Genomic DNA, 20,656 nt, shown 5'->3' with positions numbered 1-20,656 from the left:
TCATTCAGGAGCATGGCGTGCGGATGATTGTCTCCTCCACCCGTGAGCAGAGCATCGACGCTCAAACATTTTTTGTCAATTTATTTTTCATTTCGAATTTTTATACGCAAAAATATATTTGATATTATCAATATAAAACAATGAAATAACTCTCAGTTACGAAAATTTTTCGCCGAATTTTTTAATCAAATAAACTTGACAACTTTTCGAATATGTCATTTTCATCGGGCAAGAGGAGACCACGATGACCCCTGATGACATCGCTTACGCTATGACCGGAGCGATCCACACCGTTTCGGAAAACCGGCATGAAGCATTGTTGCCGTCGCCCATGATCCAGAACCATGCGAGCTTCCTGCACCTCATGGATGATGGAACTTTGCTATGCGCATGGTTCGGCGGCACGCTGGAGGGAAAATCGGATATTTCGATCTTCGCATCCGTGTTGATACCCAGCGCAACGAGCTGGGGCGCGCCGCAATGCCTGAGCCACGACCCTGCCCATTCCGAACAGAACCCGGTTCTTTTCAACGCTCCGGACGGTGTTCTCTGGTTGTTTCACACCTCCCAGCCCTCCGGCAATCAGGACGAATGCCGCATCCGCATGGCGCGAATCCGCCGCGACGCTGCGGCACCGGAAAAGCTCATCTCAGAAGAGGGGCGTTTTCTCGATCTTCCGAAAGGTTGCTTCATCCGCGCGCCATTGCGCATCCGCGACGACGGCGCATGGCTGCTGCCGATCTTCCGCTGCGTCCAGCGTCCCGGCCAGAAATGGAACGGCAGTCACGATACGGCAGCGCTCGGCATATCGAAGGACAATGGCGCCACATGGCAACTGGAAGAGCTGGCGGGCTCGACCGGCTGCGTGCATATGAGTCCGGTTGCGGGGGAGGATGAGCGTTACTACGCTTTTTTCCGCCGCCGACAGGCCGATTTCGTCTATCGCACGGAAAGCGCCGATGGTGGTCGCTCATGGTCGCAGCCGCAGCCGACCGACGTGCCGAACAACAATTCCTCCATCGCCGCGATCAGGCTCGGTGACGGCAGGCTGGCGATGATCTGCAACCCCGTCAACGCCGCCCAATCGAGCGACCGCCGCGCTTCGCTTTATGACGAGCTGGGAGAGGAAGACAACAGGCCCGATGCCGATCCGAGCGGCGGATGCATACCCGTCTGGGGCGTGCCGCGCGCGCCGGTCTCCATCTGCCTGTCCGATGACGACGGGCGCAGTTTCCCCTCCCGGATCCTGATCGAGGACGGGCCGGGCACCTGCCTGTCGAACGACTCGACCGACGGTCGCAATCTGGAAATGTCCTATCCATGGCTTCTGGAAGCGCCGGACGGTACGTTGCACGCAAGCTACACCTACCATCGTCGCGCAATCAAATATGTCCGGCTGGCGCCCGGCTGGGCCGACGCCAAGAACGGGAGAGAAAGATGAGCAATATCATTGGCATCACCATGGGTGACCCCTGCGGCGTCGGCCCGGAAATCACCGTCCGCGCGCTTTCGGAAATGTCGGCTTCGGATCGCGCTGCGACGCGGATTTACGGAAACCTCGCCACGCTGGAAGCAGCACGAGGTGCGCTCAGCATTGACATCGATCTTGCCCCCCACGTCATCGACCTGTCGATAGAAGGCGCACCGCTGCCCTGGGGTACGCTCTCGCCGGTGGCCGGAGACGCCGCTTTCCGTTTCATCGAAAAGGCCGTTCGCGATGCCGAAGCGGGCGCAATCGGCTGCATCGTCACCGCGCCGATCAACAAGGAGGCCCTGAACCTTGCGGGCCACCATTATGACGGGCACACCGGCATGCTGCGCAGCCTGACCGGCTCTTCGGCGGCCTATATGCTGCTCGCCTCCGAACGGCTGAAGGTCATTCACGTCTCGACCCATGTTTCCCTGCAGGAAGCCATTCGCCGGGCGACGACGGAGCGGGTTCTGGCAACCATCCGCGCCGGTAACGCCCACCTGAAGCGCATCGGTTACGAGCGGCCGCGCATTGCGGTTGCCGGCATCAATCCACATTGCGGTGAAAACGGGCTGTTCGGCACCGAGGATGACGACCAGATTGCGCCGGCGGTTGCCGCTGCGCGCGCCGAAGGCATCGAGGTGCAGGGGCCGATTTCCGCCGATACCGTATTCCACCGCGCCTATTCGGGCGCTTTCGATCTCGTCGTCGCGCAATATCACGATCAGGGCCATATCCCGATCAAGCTCGTGGCCTTCGATACCGCCGTCAATGTCTCGGTCGATCTGCCGATAGACCGCACCTCCGTCGATCATGGCACAGCCTTCGACATTGCCGGAAAAGGCATCGCCAACCACGGCAACATGAATGAGGCCATCGCTTATGCACGCAAGCTCGTGGCCGGCAAGAGCGCGAAGGGATGAGCACCATGACCACAGCTTCCATTCTCATCCACCAGCCGCGCAGGCTCGCCGTTGGCGCTGGCACCATTTCGCAGGTCGGCGCATGGGCGGGCAAATCCGCGTCCACCCTGGTGATAGCCACACCGCTGACAGCGAAATTTGCCGAGCGGCTGCAATTGCAGGGCCCTTTCACCGTCTTCGACACCATTCCCGGCGAACCGGACACGGCAACGCTCGATGCAGCGCTGGCGGCAGCGCGCACTGCCAGACCCGATCTCGTCATCGGCCTCGGCGGCGGTTCGGTGATGGATGTGGCAAAGCTGGTCGCGGCACTGTGGAATTCCAGCCAGACGCTTGAGGATGTGGCAGGACCGAACAGGGTCGCCGGGCGCGAAACAAGGCTAGTGCAGATCGCCACCACCGCCGGCACCGGCTCGGAAGCGGGCATCCGCTCGCTTATCACCGATCCCGTCAAGGGCAACAAGATCGCGGTGGAGAGCCCTTACCTGATCGCGGATTTCGCCGTGCTCGATCCTGAACTCACCTATTCCGTGCCACCAGCCGTCACGGCGGCCACGGGGGTGGACGCCATGGCGCATTGCGTGGAAGCCTTCACCAACCGCAAGGCCCACCCGATGATCGACGGTTTCGCGCGCATGGGTTTTGCGCTGGTGGGCAAATATCTGGCGCGCGCCGTTCGCGATGGCACGGATACTGAAGCGCGAGAAGGAATGATGCTTGCCTCCTATTATGGCGGCATCTGCCTTGGCCCGGTCAATACGGCGGCCGGTCACGCCATCGCCTATCCGCTCGGCACGCTTCTCAACCTGCCGCACGGGCTGGCGAACGCCATCGTGTTCCCACATGTTCTGGCTTTCAACCAGCCTGCTGTTTCGGCAAAAACGGCAGAAGTGGCCGGAGCGCTCGGGCTTCGCGAGCATCTTTCGCCGGATGACCTTCGCAAGGCGGCAACGGATTTCTGCGCTGGGCTCGGCATCGAAATGTCGCTCGCCAAGCACGGTGCGAGCGAGACCGATCTTCCCCGTTACGCCGAGGATGCGCACGCAATCCGTCGGCTGATGGACAACAATCCCGTTGATATGAGCCTTGAGGACGTGCTCAGCATTTACCGCCGCGCTTTCTGAGCGAAAATCCGGTGCGCGGTTACGCGCATCGGCTTTCAGCTTGTTCCTTAATCCGTGTGCGAAGACTCGAAGAGGCGGTCGCGCGATCCTGTCAGGTGCTGGAGCATCAGCTGACGGGCGGCCTCGGCATCGCCATCGGCAATCGCATTGGCAATCGCCTCATGCTCGGCAAAAACACGCGTAAGGCCGGATGCCTCACGCTTAACCGACATGCCGTGGAACTTCATCCCCATCGCGATATGATCTTTCAGGGCCTCCATCGCGGTGGAGAAATAGCTGTTTCTTGCCGCCCGCGCGATGGCGAGGTGAAACTGATAGTCGGCATCTTCGCGGTGCGACTGGCGATTGGTGGCGTCCCGCATCAGCTCGAGCGCCTTTTTTATCGCTGACAGCCTCTCGCCATCGTGCCGCAAAGCCGCAGCAGCGGCCGCTGCCGGCTCCAGCGTCAGCCTGAATTCATAACAGTTCAGAAGATCCGCGACATTTTCGAGCTGGCCGAAACCCAGCGGCTCGCGCAGGCCGAACGCCCGCACATAGCTGCCGGAGCCTCTCCGGGAATAGATGAACCCCTGCTCGCGCAACCGCCGTAGCGCCTCGCGGACCACCGGTCTCGACACTTCGAATTCCATGGCGAGTTCATGCTCGGTCGGAAGTCGCTCATCCGCCTTGTAGGCACCGGATTTGATGGCCCGGTGCATTCTCTCGAAAATAATGTCCGGAAGTGCCTTGCGCGCCGTTTCTTTCATCAGCCCCATCTGGTCAGCTCTCTCCAGCGTGATTTTCGCCAAGCATCATTTTCGCAATCCGTTTCAACGTGTCAGCTTGCCCAAAACCGCCAGACTTCGCAATGATACATTGGTTCCCGGCCCAGCCGACACCGAGACCGGGCAGGCATTCGCCGACAAGGCGCAGGCGTGAAATGTCCATGCCACGTAGCACAGCCTCAGCCGTGGCCCCGCCCGATAGAAGCAGCGTGGCCACCCCGGCCGTGAAAAGCGGCACGGCGCCCTGCGCCAGCCGCTCGGAGACCTCAACCGGCGAAAGATCGTCCACACCTGGCGTCGCCTGAATGAGCGTCAATGCCGAACCGGGGTTTACGTGGAGCGGGACGACGCCATTGGGTGCATCAATGACCGACGCCAACCCGGCGCTCTGGAGGACTTCAATTTGTTCGACAGTGATGGGATCACGCGAACCGATGACGAAAAGCCCCTTGCCAGCGGAAATGGTTGCTGTCTCCGGCATCGTCCGCGCCGTCATCATTTCGGCCAGTGCCTCGGCCAGCCCCCGCGCGCCCACCAGAAGATCAACCCCGTTTGCCCGTCCGGCCAGCAGAGCCTCCCTGAGGTCTGCCTGCGAGCGGGTATCGGGTATGGTGCAGCGACTGGCGTGGCCGCCCAACCTTTCATGGACCGGAATGGTGTCGTCGACACCAAAACCGGACACGGCACCGTCAGTGACGACACGCCCGAAATCCGGAATGGCGGGCGCGACAAGCGCATGCCGATAGGAAACCGCGTCCATTTCCGCGGCGATATGCCCTTTCAGGCGAGAATCGATTTTCTTGAATAGAATTGTATCGCTCGGAACCAGCGCCAGCAGCTCCTGCGTGCGGCGGCGGGCTTCATCCGCGTCACCGTCACGACACCCCAAATTGACACTGAGGACGGTCGGCGCATCCGCCAAAGCTGCAGGAACACCGTCGAGGCCGATTGCAACCTCGGTCGCAAGCCCGCGTCCCGCAAAGGGAGCGGCCGCATCAAGCGCGCCAGTCAGGTCATCGGCAAAAATCAACAGCACGGGCGAAACCTTAAGAAAAGTTGTAATGTTTTCCTTCGATAAATTTATTTATAATCAATAGATAAATGGATGTGAATAACAAAAATAACGCGGCCGAGCGATTAGCCGAACCCGCGGGTGGCGTCATCATGAACGGAAGATGGCAGGGAGGGTGTCGTCGCTAGATGAACCGGAAAGGCAGGCCTGAGATGAGCGCTTTGACAAAACGCTTTTTCTGAAAACGTCCGTTCAGCGAAACGCGCGGCAACAGCATCGGTTTTTCGAGACTGTGAGGTCCGAGAACACCGGCCTGCGTGGTGACTGCCACGGGAAATCCCGCATCAAACACCGCCTTCGCCTCGCGCTCTCCGGCGGCTTTCCACCAGCCATAGGGATAGGAAAAGGACCGGGGCCGGTGGCCGACATAGGCCTCGACCCGGTGTGTCGACTCATCGATCTCGTAGACCAAACGCGCCGGATCGATCTTGCGCATATTCACATGCGTCATGGTATGCGCGCCGAGATGAACCAGAGGATCGTTCGACAGAGCCTTCAGTTCCACCGCGTCCATGACGAGTTCGTCAACGATTGCGATCGGATCGATGCCCCTTTGCCTCGCGGCACTATCGATCCTCTCCACGGCCTCATCCTCTGCGAAACCCTGGACGAAGGTTTCAAGACGCGCAAATGCCGCCGCTTTTTGCGAAAGGCTGGCGGATTTCACCTGTTCCGGCCCCGCCCCGAAATCGAATTCGAACGACGCGGCTTGTCTTATCAGCGCGGCGGCAGTTTCCCACCACATGCTACGCGTCCGCTCGACAAAACCCGGCGTAATGAAAATCGTGTAGGGAACGCCGTATTTGCGGAAGATCGGCGCGGCATGTTCGGCATTGTTACGGTAACCGTCGTCGAGCGTGAAGGCGCAGAACGTCCGCTTATCGGAATTATCGGCGAGCAAGCCCGGCAGATCGTGCAGATGAACAGGAACGAGACCACATTCAAGTGCGGCCTCTATCGCCTCTTCCAGAAATTGCGGCGTGATGGACAAGTGCGCATTCGGCGCAAAAGCAGACACCTCCTCGTCCGGGCGAACATGGTGCAGCGTGAAGATCACACCACGCCCGGCAAAGGACGGAAAAGTCGCGCGAACCGCCGGCAGTGAAGCCACCTCAAGCCCCGCCCTTATGACCCCGTATTTCAGGGAGCGTTTTACCGACCGCAAAAACACCATTGCCGATTACCGTAACTTCAGACCGGGCAAAACCCGTTTTTTGATAACTCTCCAGACCGTGAGCGGCAGGTCGATCAGGCCCGGCAAGGGGTCGTTCGCCGCAAAAGCCGCCCAGCTGCGGATTTTGCGCAAAGAGGCGACATAGTCGCCAATGCCTGCCTGCCCCCGCCGGTTCAATGTGAACGCGGCAATGGCATCACGGACAAGATAGGACCAGGACACACCTTGCCGCGCATCGAAGGTCTCGCCGGTCGGCGTGTCATTGGCGACCCGCCACAGCAGGGCGCCAAGATCGATGCCGGCGGCCGAACACAGGCCGAACCAGGACCACGGGCGCGGATTGACATCGAGAAGTTTCAGCGATCCATCCCTGCCGTCCCGTTTGAATTCCACCTCGACCAGCCCACTGTGGCCGACCGATTTCAATATTTTCCGGGCCGCATCGATCGCTTGCCGGTTGTCGACAACCTCGACGCAGGTGCTGGTATAACCGAAATCGACGGGATATTGGCGCGCGCGCCGGGCGGTGAATTCGGCAACCGGCTCTCCGTTCCGCCAGAGCGCCGCATAGGAAAACTGGCTTTCTCCCCCGCCGGGAATGAGTTCCTGCACGACGACATTATCCGCGCCGATCTCGCCGCTCGCATCGGCAAAAGCCTTTCTCAGCGCCTGCCTGTCATCGGCGCGAATAACCTTTGCCCGGGAGATCGCGGTGTCGCCACCACCCATATTCGGCTTGAGGATAACGGGAAACGTCACGTCCAACACATCGATATCCGTGGCCGATGTCAGAGCATATGTCCGGGGGAAACTGACACCGAGCTCCGCCGCGCGTTTGTAGAGCAGCGGTTTCTCACAGATCCATTGCAGGGACGCCCAGTCCGGCAGGACGATCTTATAAAGGGCGGAAAGCTCTTCGCGATGTTGCGAAACGAGCTGAACCTCACCATCCCCCGACGGCACCAGAAGGCAACCTTTCAGATGATGCTTCTCCGCCATGTCGCGCAAAAACGCCATTGCCCCCGCATCATGCGGACCGGCCCAGCGGATCGTTTCCTTCACGAAACGCGACCAGCCCGGCAGGGGTGAATCATGAGTGAGATAGTGCACGGGCACATTAAGGGCGCCAAGGCTGCGGGCAAGGGCAAGCGTGCCGTGAGCGCCACCAACAATAACAACACCTGGAATGGTCACAGCCTGATCCCCGCCCTATTCCATACCTTGATCGCAAAAATTGATAAATAAATTGGATATTTCTAAAGTATTGGGCGACCAGGCATCGAATTGCCGAAGCCGAAGCGCGCCTCATGCACTTTCGGCTTCTTGCGCGCGCTCCTGAGTTTGCTTCGCACGGAAGCGCCTCACGCCTCCTTGCGGACGGGGCGCGGCTCACCATTGTCGTCCACTGCGACCATGATGAAGACGGCCTCCGTGACCTTGTCCCGCGAATCCTGATAATGCCTGCGGGTCCACGCCTCGATCTTGAGCGTGACGGAGGTGCGGCCGACCTTTTCGATTTTGGTGTAGACGCACAATGTATCGCCGATCTTGACCGGTTTCTTGAAGACGATTTCATGAACCGCCACGGTGACGGTGCGCCCGCCTGCCACATCATTGGCGCGGACGAAGGCCGCAAGGTCCATCTGCGACATCACCCAGCCGCCGAAAATATCGCCGGCGGGATTGGCGTCGGCCGGCATCGCAAGCGTTCTTAGCGTGAGTTCCATATCGGCGGGCGGTTGCTGATCCATGTCTCAAATTCCTTTCAAGAACCTCCCGCCGCCGGATTTAAACAACCGCGTACCATCAGCCAATAGCCGATTTTTCGCAGCAGCCCTTCCAAAACAGCAAGGAATCACGAAGCCATCGTAAGCTTCGGTTAACCATGATGGGGCACGATTCCAAAAAACGCGAGGGCGTGCGAATGGCCTATGACTGGAGTGGAAACAACACGATACAGCAGCGCTACGACCGTATCATTCTTGCGGTTGCCAGCGTCATCGCCATCAGTCTGGCGACGGGAACCCTTGCCCTTCGCTCGCAGATGGGGCCAGAGGGCACCACAAGCCTTGGCAAACAGCAGCGGCTCGACCTGGAAAAATGGCACTTGCGGCTTTGATCAAACCAAGGTCAGGCCAACGGGCCGTATAGCCCGATAGCTCACTACGGGGCGATATCCGGCTTCACGATACTTTCTTTCGTGGGGGCATGATCCAGATGGGCCAAAGCCGGGGAAAGAACCGACAGAAATGTTTCGGACCTGCCAATATAGATAATGGCCACGCCATCGATCCCATTCAGAACCTCGGCCAGCATATCCTGCGTCTGTTTTTCCAGCCCTTCCAGCAAATCGTCGATGACGATGAATTTCGGCTTCAGTAAAAGCGCATTGGCGATCCTGACGCTGGCCTGTTCATCCGAATCCAGCTTCTTGTCCCAGCGGATGTGTTCATCGAGCCGGGGCGCCATTTCACCGAGCCCGCATTCGGTGAGCGCCGCGACATAGTCCTCCTCCGCAAACCGCTGGGGCGCGCGCGGATAGGCCAGAATTTCGCGCAGCGTACCCGTCGGCAAATAGCCGTGCTGAGCGATGAAAAGCGTATCGGACTGTTCAGGCATTTCTATTCTGCCCTGGCCCCATGGCCACAGACCCGCCATGGCGGCAAACAGCAGCCGCCGGTTCACGCCCTGCTCACCATTGATCATCAGACGATCGCCCGGCCCGATGCCAACCTCAGCCTCACGCAGCCGGAAACCCCGTTCCAGATCCTGCCCACCCGCATCGCGGCAGATAATCACCGACTGGAGGTGGATCTTTTCATTGTCCGCGCTCCGTTGAAGATCGATCGCCAGGCCATGCTGTTCAACGCTGTCCATCTGGATCAGGGCGTTGCGAAACACAGAAACGCGCTGCAATGTCGCCTTCCAGCTGGCAATCGGCCCGAAATTGTCGATGTACCAGCGAAGCGCCGTATTGACCTGGTTGAAAGCACCAACGGCCATCATCAGCCCGCCGAAGGTAAGGTTGCCGGAAAAATAGACCGGTGCGGCAATCAGAATAGGCGCGACGACCGCCAACCACCCGTAACCCGACGAAACCCAGGTTAAATGCGTCATTGCGATGGCAAGTCCCCGGATCACGCCGAGCACGGCATCGATATCAACGCCGATCCGCCGCCGCTCGTTTTTTTCACCGCGCGCAAGCGCTATCGCCGCCAGATTTTCACTGGCGCGCATCAGGGAAAAGCGCAGTTCGGCCTCTTTTGAATAACGTTCAGCGTTCAGCCCGACCAGACGGTAACCGACGAGGTTGCTGAGCAAGGATGCCGAGCCCGCATAAAAAATTGCCGCCCAGACCATATATCCCGGAATGGGGATCGCATCGCCGTTGATCGTTATGGAGAAACCCGCCGACAGGCTCCAGAGAACACCGATAAAACTGATGAGCAGGATCGTCGCATTCACGAGACCGATGGAAAGCGCCGTGCTGCTTTCCGCAAGATTGCGGACATCGTCGTGCAAACGCTGGTCCGGATTGATCGCGATCGTGCCGAAACCGGCAAGACGGGCGGCGCGCCCCGGTTTCAACCACTGGTCCACCATATCCTTGGCAAGCCCCTCGCGCATGTTCAACGCCGTCATCTGGTTGAGCCAGGTCTGGATCACATTGAGAAGAAGCAACAGCCCGGCAATGATCGCGAAGACCTCGAGCTGGTGGAGGAAGGCATTAAGGTCGCGCCGCTCCAGCGCGTTGTAAAACGGCGCGTTCCATTCGTTGAGCCTGATCTGCCCATAAGCGGTAAGCAATATCACCGCGAGCAGGGCAATCGACAGCAATATCAGCCGGTTGCGCACCGGTGACGTCCAGAAGGCATTACCCATCATGCGCAGTTGCGCACGAAAATCGAGATCGAAACTCGAAAGGTTAGCCGCACTCTTGCGCTGATCGTCGGTCACCGTGGTTGCCATTCATTCCATTCCGAAACGTCAGTCAGCAAAGAAAGCGGTTCGCGATCCTGCGCTTTGCGATGCCAAGCAATAACACGCCATTCGACCTTGTCCACAACCCCGGCGAAATCCCCAAGGCGACGATAAAAATGCCCCGGCAATTCTTCGTGCAGGCAAACATCGCGGCCTCTACCAACAATGCGATTGCCCCCGGAAATGATCCTTGCTTTCTTTTCCTGCATTGCACAAAATCCGAATAATTTCAGAGGGGCGGACAAACCGCATAAACCGGAAAAACCGGGCAAGGCAGATTAATGGCGATCAAAGCGAGCATCTATCATCTGACGCATTACAAATACGACAATCCGGTTCGCCTTGGACCGCAGATCATAAGATTAAAGCCCGCCTCGCACTCCAGAACCCACGTCATCAGCCATTCGCTCAAGGTTTCGCCGTCCAATCATTTCGTGAACCTTCAACAGGACCCTTACGGCAACTACCTCGCCCGGTTCGTTTTTCCCGAGCCGGCGACGGAGTTTAAGATCGAGGTCGATCTTGTCGCCGATATGACGGTTTACAATCCGTTCGATTTCTTCGTGGAGGAAGAGGCGACCAAGTGGCCGTTCGATTATCCGCAGGAGTTGCGGGAAGACCTGTCCATCTACATGAAGCCGGAACCAACCGGCCCCCTGCTTTCCGCCTTCATGGCCACCGTCGACCACACACCCGGACAGCCGACGGTCGATATGGTCGTTGGCCTCAATGCCCGTCTGCAGCAGGAAATCGGTTACGTTATCCGCATGGAGCCGGGGGTGCAGACCCCGGAAGAAACGCTGGCTTCCGGCAAGGGCTCGTGCCGTGACAGCAGCTGGCTGTTCGTGCAGATCTTGAGACATCTCGGTCTTGCTGCACGTTTCGTGTCGGGATACCTCATCCAGTTGACGCCCGATCTCAAGGCACTGGACGGCCCGTCCGGTACAGAGGTGGATTTCACCGATCTGCACGCCTGGACCGAAGTCTATATGCCGGGCGCCGGCTGGATCGGTCTCGACCCCACTTCGGGGCTTATGACCGGCGAGAGCCATATTCCGCTGGCGGCAACACCGCATTTCCGCAATGCCGCACCGATTTCCGGCGGTTATTTCGGCGAAGCCAATACGGAATTCGCTTTCGACATGCAGGTCCGGCGTGTTGCCGAAACGCCGCGCATCACCAAACCCTTTTCCGACGAGAGCTGGGAGAATCTCAACACACTCGGTGAAAAGGTCGATCAGGTTCTCAATACCCATGACGTCCGGTTGACCATGGGCGGCGAGCCGACCTTCGTTTCCATCGACGATTTTGAGTCCGACGAGTGGAACACCGGCGCGGTTGGGCCGACGAAACGCGAAAAGGCGGACGTGTTGATCCGCCGCCTGCGTGAACGTTTCGCCCCCGGCGGCTTTTTGCACTACGGGCAGGGGAAATGGTATCCGGGCGAAAGCCTGCCGCGCTGGACCTTTTCGCTCTACTGGCGAAAGGACGGACGGCCGATCTGGCAGAACCCGGCGCTGATTGCCGAAGAAGGCGCAAATACCAGCGTTGCGGCTGGCGACGCACAAAAACTGCTGAACGGTATCGCCACCCATCTCGGCGTGGAGCCGGATCTGGTGCTTCCAGCCTATGAGGATCCGGCCGAGTGGATCATCAAGGAAGGCAGCCTTCCCGACAATGTTGATCCGTCCAATTCGAAGCTGAAAGACCCCGAGGAGCGAAACCGTATCGCCCGCGTCTTCGAACGCGGCCTGACGACGCCGACGGGGTATATTCTTCCGGTGCAGGCTTGGAACGCCAAGGCCGACGGCAAACGCTGGGTCAGCGAGAAATGGAAGACGCGGCGCGGCAAGATTTTTCTCGTACCGGGTGACAGTCCGGTGGGTTACCGCCTTCCGCTCGGCACCCTGCCGCATGTGCCGCCATCCGCCTATCCCTATATTCACGAGGCTGACCCTTCGATCCCACGAGGGCCACTTCCCGACATATTCAAGCCTTCCGGACGCACCATGCCGGAAGCCTCTTTCCATGCCGATGAAGCTTCCGGCCAGGAACGCATCGAGCAGACGCTTGGAGAAATCGGTGGTGCGGTGCGCACCGCAATGTCGGTGGAACCGCGCGATGGACGGCTCTGCATCTTCATGCCGCCGGTCGAACGCATCGAGGATTATCTCGAACTGGTCGCGGCGGCGGAGGCGGCAGCGACCGATCTCGGGCTACCCGTCCATATCGAAGGTTATGCCCCGCCGCATGACGAACGCATCAACGTCATCCGCGTCGCGCCCGATCCCGGCGTTATCGAGGTCAACATCCACCCGGCTGCAAGCTGGAAGGATTGCGTCGATATCACCACGGCTGTTTATGAAGAAGCGCGACAGACGCGTCTTGGCGCCGACAAATTCATGATCGATGGCCGCCACACTGGTACCGGCGGCGGCAACCATGTGGTGGTGGGCGGTGCCAACCCCAATGACAGCCCCTTCCTGCGCCGGCCCGATCTTCTGAAAAGCCTTGTCTTGCACTGGCAGCGGCATCCGTCGCTCTCCTACCTGTTCTCCGGTCTGTTCATCGGCCCGACAAGTCAGGCGCCCCGCATCGACGAAGCCCGCCACGACAGTCTCTATGAGCTGGAAATCGCACTCGCGCAGGTCCCCACCCCCGGCGAGGGTGTGCCACCATTGCCATGGCTGGTCGACCGCCTGTTCCGCAACCTCCTGACCGATGTGACGGGCAACACCCACCGCGCCGAAATCTGCATCGACAAGCTGTTTTCGCCGGACGGACCGACCGGCCGCCTCGGCCTCGTGGAGTTCCGCGGCTTCGAAATGCCGCCGAATGCCCGCATGTCGCTGGCTCAGCAATTGCTGGTGCGCGCCCTCATCGCCCGTTTCTGGAAAAACCCGGCTGCCGGCAAATTCGTGCGCTGGGGCACGGCGCTCGCCGATCGTTTCATGCTGCCGCATTACATCTGGGCCGACTTTATGGACGTGCTCGGTGATCTCAGGGAAAACGGCTTTGATCTGAAGCCGGAATGGTTCACCGCCCAGCAGGAATTCCGTTTCCCCTTCTTTGGCGAGGTGGAGTACGAGGGCGCGAAACTGGAATTGCGCCAGGCGCTGGAACCATGGAACGTGATGGGTGAACAGGGCGCAATCGGTGGAACCGTGCGTTACGTCGACAGCTCCGTCGAGCGCCTGCAGGTGCGCCTCGAAACCTCCAACCCTGCCCGTTATACCGTGGCCTGCAACGGACGCGCGGTGCCGCTGACCGCGACGGAGAACCGCAGCGTCGCAGTCGCCGGCGTCCGCTTCAAGGCATGGCAGCCATCCTCCGGCCTGCATCCAATGCTGCCGGTCAATTCGCCCTTGACCTTTGACATTTATGATACATGGTCGGGACGATCGATCGGCGGATGCATCTACCATGTTGCTCATCCGGGCGGGCGCAATTACGAGACATTTCCCGTCAACGGCAACGAGGCCGAGGCACGTCGCCTCGCTCGTTTCGAACCATGGGGACATACGGCCGGGCAATATCCGTTGATGGCGGAAACCGTGTCGCCAGAATTTCCGCTGACGCTCGATCTGCGCCGGCCATACGGAGTGTAAATTGTCCAAAGCCCCGGCAACGGAACGCAAGACGGAAACGAGCGCGCCACCGCGCGGGCTTGATTATTCCACCTTGCCTGGCGTCGCCGACGAGATGCTCGATACCAACGGCAAGGTCAGACCGGTCTGGAAAACCCTGCTCGGTGCCCTTTCGCGCATGTCGGAACGCGAACTGCATGAACGTTTTGCCCGCACCGACCGCTATCTGCGCGATGCGGGTGTGTTCTACCGCGATTACAGCAAGGGCAGCAGCGAAAGAAACTGGCCGATCTCCCATATTCCTGTCCTGATCGACGACAAGGAATGGGCCGTTCTTTCCGAGGGGCTGAAACAGCGCGCCAATCTTCTGGAGGCCATGGTCGCCGATTTTTACGGCGAAAACCGGCTGGTGAAGGAAGGTTACGTGCCGCCGGCGCTGATCGCCTCCAATCCGGAATATCTGCGGCCGATGGTCGGCGTAAAACCGGCAAGCGGCCATTATCTGCATTTCTGCTCCTTCGAGATCGGGCGCGGACCGGATGGAAACTGGTGGGTGTTGGCCGACAGGACGCAGGCGCCTTCCGGCGCGGGTTTCGCCTTGGAAAACCGGGTGGCGACCACGCGCGCTCTTTCCGACATTTATGCGGAAACCCACGTTCATCGTCTCGCCTCGTTCTTCGGCGCTTTCCGAGACACCTTACAGTCGCACAGAAAGCACCCTGACGACCGGATCGCCGTTCTGACGCCCGGCCCCGCCAACGAAACCTATTTCGAACACGCCTATATCGCCCGCTATCTCGGCTTCATGCTGCTTGAGGGCGAGGATCTGACCGTCGTCAATGGCCGCGTGATGGTGAGGACGGTCGCAGGGCTGAAGCCGATCGGTGTGCTCTGGCGGCGTCTCGATGCCTCCTATTCCGATCCGCTGGAACTGAACCAGCAATCCCACATCGGCACGCCCGGCATGGTGCAGGCACTGCGCAACGAAGCATTGACCATCGTCAACGCGCTCGGCACCGGCATTCTCGAGACGCGGGCTCTACTTTCCTTCATGCCGCGCGTCTGTCGCCACCTGCTCGGCGAAGATCTGAAGCTGCCGTCGATCGCGACCTGGTGGTGCGGGCAGGAATCCGAACGACGCCATGTGGCGGGCAATATCGAAGGCATGGTCATCGGCCCCGCCTATTCCCGCCTCCCATTCTTCGAGGATAACGGCCAATCGGTACTGGGGTCGTCCCTGCGCGAAACGGCGAAGGAATCGATCAGCGACTGGCTCGCCTCCGACGGCCACAGGCTGGTGGGTCAGGAGGTGGTGACGCTTTCGACGACACCGGCTTATATCGACAACAAACTCGTGCCGCGCCCGATGAGCCTTCGCGTTTTTGCCGCCCGCACTCAGGACGGCTGGCAGATCATGCCCGGCGGCTTTGCACGGATCGGCAGCAGCAACGATGTCTCCGCCATCGCCATGCAATCGGGCGGCAGTGCGGCGGATGTCTGGATCGTCAGCGACAAGCCGGTGGAACGCACCACGCTTTTGCCGGCGGAAGAAAGCTTCACCCGCAACATGCCGGGCAGCCTGCCCAGCCGCGCCGCAGACAACCTCTTCTGGCTCGGCCGCTATATCGAACGTTCTGAAGGCGCATTGCGCATTTTGCGCGCCTGGCACGGGCGTTATGCCGAATCCGCCGACCCACGCCAGCCCCTGCTTGCGCACGTAACGCGTTATCTCGAAGCGCTGGATGTGGAGATGAACGATGCCGTGCCGGAAAACCTGCTGAACAATATCAACAGCGCGCTTTATTCCGCCAGCAACATCCGCGACCGTTTTTCGCCGGATGGATGGCTGGCGCTGAATGACCTTGCCAAGACCGCCCGCCGGTTCCACGCAAAGGTGGCGCCCGGTGACGACGCAACCCATGCCATGACGATCCTTCTGCGCAAGCTTGCGGGCTTTGCCGGCCTCGTGCACGAAAACATGTACCGGTTCACCGGCTGGCGTTTCCTGTCGATCGGCCGCTATCTCGAGCGCGGCCTGCATATGACGCGGCTTCTCGGCCATATGACCGGACCGGATGCGCCGGATGGATCCTATGACATGCTGCTGGAAATCGGCGACAGTGTCATGACCCATCGCCGCCGCTACAATGTCAGCACGGCGGGGCTGACCGTCACCGATCTTCTGGCACTCGACCCACTCAATCCACGGTCGATCCTGTTTCAGTTGAACGAAATCCGCACGGAGGTGGAGCAGCTTCCAAACGCCTTTATGAACGGCCAGATGTCACCCTTTTACCGTGAGGCGATGCGGCTACATTCCGGCCTTGCCGTCATGACGCCGGAAAACATGAACGGCGCAATCTATCGCCAGCTCGAAACGGACATGGAACATCTCTCCGATGTTCTGGCCCAGACCTATCTCGGATAACCCGATGCTTTATGATCTTTCCCTGCATATGGGTTACACCTACGACACGCCGGCCCACGGCGCACGCCACATCATCCGCGTGCTGCCGCTCTCGATCCCGGGTCGGCAGCGGTTCATCGCCGGTACCATCGATGTTTCGCCCGTGCCGGAAGAACGCGCCACCTTCGAGGATTTCTTTCATCAATCGGCCACATCAGTGCATCTGCGCGCACCGCACGAGAAGCTGGATATCCGCATGCAGGCGCGTGTGATGGTGGAAGCTCCGGCGCTGACGGCCGATTTTTCACCCGAGCTTTCACGCCTGCCGCAGGAGCTTGCCGAGGTCTGGTCGATCGACTTCCAGTCACCGCACCACTTCATCGGCGCCAGCCCGAGACTGGGAATGGATGCGGCGATATCCGCCTATGCGCGGGAATTGCTGAAGCCCGGAATGACCATTCGCGAAATCGCGCTCTCGATGTGCAAACGCATCCACACGGACTTCACCTATGACGGCGAGGCGACGACGGTGGATACGACACCATCGGAAGCCTTCAAGCTGAAACGCGGCGTCTGCCAGGATTTCTCGCATATCATGATCATGGCGCTGCGCAGCCTCGGCATTCCCGCCGGCTACGTCAGCGGCTTTCTGCGCACCATCCCCCCACCGGGCAAGGAACGCCTGGAGGGTGCCGATGCAATGCACGCCTGGGTTCGCATCTGGTGCGGCGAGGCGGAGGGTTATCTGGAACTCGACCCCACCAATGACATCGTGGCGGGAAGCGATCACATCGTCGTCGGTTATGGCCGGGATTATTCCGATGTTGCGCCGGTGATCGGGGTATTGAAGAGCTACGGCAACCAGCAGATAAAACAGGCCGTCGACGTCATTCCCGTCCAGTAATGACACACTGTGTGTTATTCTGACCATACTCAAATTAGTTCTTTAAAATACTTGAAAAACTGCATCAATTTGAACAGCATATAAAATTTAACCGTTTGCATTAGCGGATTTTACATCGTTTACGGGTTTCCTGCGCTCAATCGAATATTTTAATCGTGAGCCCGTTATGATCCCCTCCGCACATCAAAAAATGAAGCGCCGTTTCCTTGCCGATACGAGTGGCAATTTCGGCATGATGACGGCAATATTGCTGCCGGTGCTACTGGGCGTTGCCGGAGCCGGCATGGAACTGGCGAATGTGATGCAGGTGAAAGCGGACCTGCAGAATACGGCGGATTCGGCGGCCCTTGCGGCCGCGACCGAGGCCCGTTTGAAAGAGGGCGATCTGACCGACGAGCAAATCAAGGAAATCGCCAAGGCCTTCATCGCCAGCCAGATGGAAAAGACCCTGACCGAGGAAGAGAAGAAGGAACTCGAGAAGAACTCTCCGGTCAATCTTGGTATCACGGACGGTGCGCGCGGCAAGACCTACACCATCGAGACGACAATCCACTATCAGATGAAGCTCAATCCGCTGCTGGGGTTTTTCGGGGCAAAAACAATCAACATTGCGGCGACCGGCACCGCAAAGAGCACCGTCAACAAGGGCGCGCCGATCTCCATGTATCTGGTGCTCGACCGCTCGGGTTCGATGTCCTTCAAGACGGATACGATCAACACCAAAAAAACCTCGTGCCAGAATTACACGGCCGATAACTGGGGTAATTATCCCAATCTCAAAAATACTTCGCCCTGCTACGTCAACAAGGCCACATCGTTGAAGACCGCGGTCGGCTTTCTCGTCGCCACGTTGAACAAGGCCGACCCGACCTACACCGCCATCGGCGGTTCACAGCTCGTTCGCACGGGTGCCTCGGTCTATACGCATGAGACCTATGCGGCTCAGCCCATCACCTGGGGTACAAGCGGCATTGTTAGCTATGTCGACAAACAGATTCCAGAATTTCCATCCGGCGGCACGGATGCCCGCAGCAGCCTGAACGCCGCATATAATGCCCTTAAACAAGCGAATATCGAAGAAGCGAAAGCACACAAAACGCAGGGAAACGAATCCTTCGAGCGCTACATCGTTCTTATGACAGATGGCGAAATGACGGGGAATAGCGCCTCCTGGAATGCCAGCATCGATCAGACCGTGCGCAACACCTGCGATACCGCCAAGAAAGACGGTATCAAGATTTTCAGCGTGGCCTTTATGGCGCCGGACAAGGGCAAGTCGCTGTTGCAGCATTGCGCATCCAGCCTCGACAATTATTACGCGCCTGAAAACATGGAGCAGATCGTCACCGCCTTCGGCGAAATCGCCCGCAAGGCTGCCGGCAGCATAGCAACGCTGACCAACTGACGGAAAATTTGGCAAACGCGCGCCACGGAAACGGCCTCGCTTCTTCTGTGTGATATCTCCGTGGCGACCTTGCCGGGTTGCATGGCTGGCAAGGCGTGCGCGGCAGGTGACAGCGGCGGCGACCCGTGGCATAGGAGGGCGCTCCCATTCACAGGCCCTGTCATGATCCGCATTGAAAATATCAGCAAGTCGAACAGTCACCGCATTCTTTACATCGAAGCCTCCGCTGCGCTCAATCGCGGCGAGAAGATTGGCCTTGTCGGCCCGAACGGCTCCGGCAAGACCACGCTGTTCCGGATGATGACCGGCGAGGAGCAACCCGATGAGGGACAGGTCGTCGTCGAAAAGGGCATGACGGTCGGTTATTTCAATCAGGATGTCGGTGAAATGTCGGGCCGCTCCGCCGTGGCCGAAGTCATGGAAGGCGCCGGCCCGGTCAGCGAAGTGGCAGCCGAACTCCGGCAGCTGGAAGCCGCCATGTCCGATCCCGACCGGATGGACGAAATGGACGCCATCATCGAGCGTTACGGCGAAGTGCAGGCGCGGTATGAAGAACTGGACGGTTACGCGCTGGAGGGCCGCGCGCGCGAGGTTCTGGACGGGTTGAGCTTTAGCCAGGAAATGATGGACGGCGATGTCGCCAAACTTTCCGGCGGCTGGAAGATGCGCGTGGCGCTCGCCCGCATCCTTTTGATGCGCCCGGACGTGATGCTGCTTGACGAACCGTCGAACCATCTCGATCTCGAAAGCCTGATCTGGCTTGAGGATTTTCTGAAGAACTACGACGGCGCGCTTTTGATGACCTCGCACGACCGCGAATTCATGAACCGCATCGTTACCAAGATCATCGAAATTGACGCTGGCAACCTCACCACCTATTCCGGCGACTACGGCTTTTACGAACAGCAGCGGGCGCAGAACGAAAAGCAGCAGCAGGCGCAGTTCGAACGCCAGCAGGCGATGCTCGCCAAGGAAATCAAGTTCATCGAGCGCTTCAAGGCGCGCGCATCGCACGCATCGCAGGTGCAGAGCCGCGTCAAGAAACTCGAAAAGATCGACCGCGTCGAGCCGCCCAAGCGGCGCCAGACGGTCGCTTTCGAATTTGCGCCGGCGCCGAGATCCGGCGAGGATGTCGTCGCGCTGAAGAAAGTGAACAAGGCTTACGGTAGCCGCACGATCTATGGCGAACTGGACTTCATGGTGCGGCGCAAGGAACGCTGGTGCATCATGGGTGTCAACGGTGCTGGAAAATCGACCTTGCTGAAACTGGTAACCGGTACTACCACGCCGGATTCCGGCAACGTCACGCTCGGCGCCAGCGTCAAGCTCGGTTATTTCGCCCAGCACGCCATGGATGTTCTGGACGGCGACAGCACCATTCTCGAATGGCTGGAGGAACGTTTTCCGAAAGCGGGCCAAGCGCCGCTGCGCGCGCTTTCCGGCTGTTTCGGTTTTTCCGGCGACGATGTGGAGAAACGCTGCCGTGTTCTCTCCGGTGGTGAAAAAGCCCGTCTGGTCATGGCCGCCATGCTGTTCGACCCGCCAAACTTCCTCGTGCTGGACGAGCCGACGAACCATCTCGATCTCGACACCAAGGAAATGCTGATCAAGGCCCTGTCGGAATATGAAGGCACGATGCTGTTCGTTTCGCACGACCGCCATTTCCTTGCCGCCCTTTCAAACCGGGTGCTGGAACTGACGCCTGACGGCATCCACCAATTTGGCGGCGGATACACGGAATATGTCGAAAGCACCGGACAGGAAGCACCGGGCCTGCGAAGCTGAGGCGACTTGACGGACGCATGAGGCGCCAAATTCCCGGGATAGGTTTCATCTTTTAAAGC

16 protein-coding genes are annotated in these 20,656 nt (G+C 59.3%); 9 read left to right on the top strand and 7 right to left on the bottom strand.

Annotated features, from left to right (window positions below; all coding sequences use genetic code 11):
* Positions 1 to 244: 244 nt before the first annotated feature.
* Genes RBH10_RS04835 through RBH10_RS04825 form a run of 3 tightly spaced genes read left to right on the top strand, consistent with a single transcriptional unit; the run spans position 245 to position 3,518 of the window.
* The gene (locus RBH10_RS04835) at positions 245 to 1,441 is read left to right on the top strand and encodes an exo-alpha-sialidase (protein ID WP_281038721.1); all 1,197 of its coding nucleotides are present in this window, start codon (positions 245 to 247) and stop codon (positions 1,439 to 1,441) included.
* Positions 1,438 to 2,394: a 4-hydroxythreonine-4-phosphate dehydrogenase PdxA gene (gene pdxA, locus RBH10_RS04830; RefSeq protein ID WP_281038720.1), complete on the top strand. Its 957-nt coding sequence runs from the start codon at positions 1,438 to 1,440 to the stop codon at positions 2,392 to 2,394. The genes RBH10_RS04835 and pdxA overlap by 4 nt, the downstream gene beginning before the upstream one ends.
* A complete protein-coding gene (locus RBH10_RS04825) occupies positions 2,391 to 3,518 on the top strand; it encodes an iron-containing alcohol dehydrogenase (protein ID WP_281038719.1) in 1,128 nt (375 codons plus the stop codon). Before pdxA ends, RBH10_RS04825 begins: the two co-directional genes overlap by 4 nt.
* A gap of 47 nt (positions 3,519 to 3,565) precedes the next feature.
* On the opposite strand, the gene RBH10_RS04820 is transcribed toward RBH10_RS04825, so the two are convergent.
* From RBH10_RS04820 to RBH10_RS04800, 5 genes are all read right to left on the bottom strand, one after another.
* Positions 3,566 to 4,273, bottom strand: a complete 708-nt coding sequence (locus tag RBH10_RS04820) for a FadR/GntR family transcriptional regulator (RefSeq protein WP_045019890.1) — start codon at positions 4,271 to 4,273, stop codon at positions 3,566 to 3,568.
* Between the two features lie 4 nt (positions 4,274 to 4,277).
* A complete protein-coding gene (locus RBH10_RS04815) occupies positions 4,278 to 5,318 on the bottom strand; it encodes a four-carbon acid sugar kinase family protein (protein WP_281038718.1) in 1,041 nt (346 codons plus the stop codon).
* Between the two features lie 160 nt (positions 5,319 to 5,478).
* On the bottom strand, positions 5,479 to 6,465 hold the full coding sequence (locus RBH10_RS04810) for a polysaccharide deacetylase family protein (protein ID WP_281038717.1): 987 nt from the start codon (positions 6,463 to 6,465) through the stop codon (positions 5,479 to 5,481).
* 69 nt (positions 6,466 to 6,534) lie between these two features.
* Positions 6,535 to 7,722: an ATP-grasp domain-containing protein gene (locus tag RBH10_RS04805; protein WP_281038716.1), complete on the bottom strand. Its 1,188-nt coding sequence runs from the start codon at positions 7,720 to 7,722 to the stop codon at positions 6,535 to 6,537.
* A gap of 167 nt (positions 7,723 to 7,889) precedes the next feature.
* Positions 7,890 to 8,279: an acyl-CoA thioesterase gene (locus tag RBH10_RS04800; protein ID WP_281038715.1), complete on the bottom strand. Its 390-nt coding sequence runs from the start codon at positions 8,277 to 8,279 to the stop codon at positions 7,890 to 7,892.
* 173 nt (positions 8,280 to 8,452) lie between these two features.
* On the opposite strand from RBH10_RS04800, the gene RBH10_RS04795 reads away from it, so the two are divergent.
* Complete coding sequence (locus RBH10_RS04795) at positions 8,453 to 8,647, top strand: hypothetical protein (RefSeq protein WP_306180448.1); 195 nt, start codon at positions 8,453 to 8,455, stop codon at positions 8,645 to 8,647.
* A 44-nt stretch (positions 8,648 to 8,691) separates the two neighbouring features.
* On the opposite strand, the gene RBH10_RS04790 is transcribed toward RBH10_RS04795, so the two are convergent.
* Both RBH10_RS04790 and RBH10_RS04785 read right to left on the bottom strand, forming a co-directional pair.
* On the bottom strand, positions 8,692 to 10,497 hold the full coding sequence (locus tag RBH10_RS04790; RefSeq protein WP_281038713.1) for an ABC transporter ATP-binding protein/permease: 1,806 nt from the start codon (positions 10,495 to 10,497) through the stop codon (positions 8,692 to 8,694).
* Complete coding sequence (locus tag RBH10_RS04785; protein WP_045019884.1) at positions 10,482 to 10,718, bottom strand: hypothetical protein; 237 nt, start codon at positions 10,716 to 10,718, stop codon at positions 10,482 to 10,484. The genes RBH10_RS04790 and RBH10_RS04785 overlap by 16 nt, the downstream gene beginning before the upstream one ends.
* Positions 10,719 to 10,790: 72 nt before the next feature.
* Between RBH10_RS04785 and RBH10_RS04780 the strand changes: the two genes are divergently transcribed.
* The 5 genes from RBH10_RS04780 (at position 10,791) to RBH10_RS04760 (ending at position 20,597) form a co-directional block, all read left to right on the top strand.
* Positions 10,791 to 14,117 carry a DUF2126 domain-containing protein gene (locus RBH10_RS04780; protein WP_281038712.1) on the top strand — a complete coding sequence of 1,109 codons (3,327 nt, stop codon included), beginning with the start codon at positions 10,791 to 10,793 and terminating at the stop codon, positions 14,115 to 14,117.
* Between the two features lies 1 nt (position 14,118).
* The gene (locus tag RBH10_RS04775; protein ID WP_281038711.1) at positions 14,119 to 16,524 is read left to right on the top strand and encodes a circularly permuted type 2 ATP-grasp protein; all 2,406 of its coding nucleotides are present in this window, start codon (positions 14,119 to 14,121) and stop codon (positions 16,522 to 16,524) included.
* A gap of 4 nt (positions 16,525 to 16,528) precedes the next feature.
* Positions 16,529 to 17,407, top strand: a complete 879-nt coding sequence (locus RBH10_RS04770) for a transglutaminase family protein (protein WP_281038710.1) — start codon at positions 16,529 to 16,531, stop codon at positions 17,405 to 17,407.
* 166 nt (positions 17,408 to 17,573) lie between these two features.
* Positions 17,574 to 18,812 (top strand): TadE/TadG family type IV pilus assembly protein, encoded by a 1,239-nt coding sequence (locus RBH10_RS04765; RefSeq protein ID WP_306180445.1) that lies wholly within the window; start codon positions 17,574 to 17,576, stop codon positions 18,810 to 18,812.
* 162 nt (positions 18,813 to 18,974) lie between these two features.
* Positions 18,975 to 20,597, top strand: a complete 1,623-nt coding sequence (locus RBH10_RS04760) for an ABC-F family ATP-binding cassette domain-containing protein (protein WP_045019879.1) — start codon at positions 18,975 to 18,977, stop codon at positions 20,595 to 20,597.
* Positions 20,598 to 20,656: the final 59 nt, after the last annotated feature.

It is taken from the genome of Rhizobium sp. AN73 (assembly GCF_030757975.1).
In the GTDB taxonomy this organism is placed as follows: domain Bacteria; phylum Pseudomonadota; class Alphaproteobacteria; order Rhizobiales; family Rhizobiaceae; genus Agrobacterium; species Agrobacterium arsenijevicii.
The sequence above is the reverse complement of the archived record's forward strand: the minus strand, read 5'-3'. Positions and strand labels throughout refer to the sequence as shown.

Excerpts from the sequence above, each read along its gene's own strand:
- RBH10_RS04790 (WP_281038713.1), bottom strand. The coding sequence starts at position 10,497 with ATGGCAACCACGGTGACCGACGATCAGCGCAAGAGTGCGGCTAACCTT.
- RBH10_RS04780 (WP_281038712.1), top strand. The coding sequence starts at position 10,791 with ATGGCGATCAAAGCGAGCATCTATCATCTGACGCATTACAAATACGAC.
- pdxA (WP_281038720.1), top strand. The coding sequence starts at position 1,438 with ATGAGCAATATCATTGGCATCACCATGGGTGACCCCTGCGGCGTCGGC.
- RBH10_RS04770 (WP_281038710.1), top strand. The coding sequence starts at position 16,529 with ATGCTTTATGATCTTTCCCTGCATATGGGTTACACCTACGACACGCCG.
- RBH10_RS04800 (WP_281038715.1), bottom strand. The coding sequence starts at position 8,279 with ATGGATCAGCAACCGCCCGCCGATATGGAACTCACGCTAAGAACGCTT.
- RBH10_RS04760 (WP_045019879.1), top strand. The coding sequence starts at position 18,975 with ATGATCCGCATTGAAAATATCAGCAAGTCGAACAGTCACCGCATTCTT.
- RBH10_RS04795 (WP_306180448.1), top strand. The coding sequence starts at position 8,453 with ATGGCCTATGACTGGAGTGGAAACAACACGATACAGCAGCGCTACGAC.
- RBH10_RS04835 (WP_281038721.1), top strand. The coding sequence starts at position 245 with ATGACCCCTGATGACATCGCTTACGCTATGACCGGAGCGATCCACACC.
- RBH10_RS04765 (WP_306180445.1), top strand. The coding sequence starts at position 17,574 with ATGATCCCCTCCGCACATCAAAAAATGAAGCGCCGTTTCCTTGCCGAT.
- RBH10_RS04785 (WP_045019884.1), bottom strand. The coding sequence starts at position 10,718 with ATGCAGGAAAAGAAAGCAAGGATCATTTCCGGGGGCAATCGCATTGTT.
- RBH10_RS04825 (WP_281038719.1), top strand. The coding sequence starts at position 2,391 with ATGAGCACCATGACCACAGCTTCCATTCTCATCCACCAGCCGCGCAGG.
- RBH10_RS04820 (WP_045019890.1), bottom strand. The coding sequence starts at position 4,273 with ATGGGGCTGATGAAAGAAACGGCGCGCAAGGCACTTCCGGACATTATT.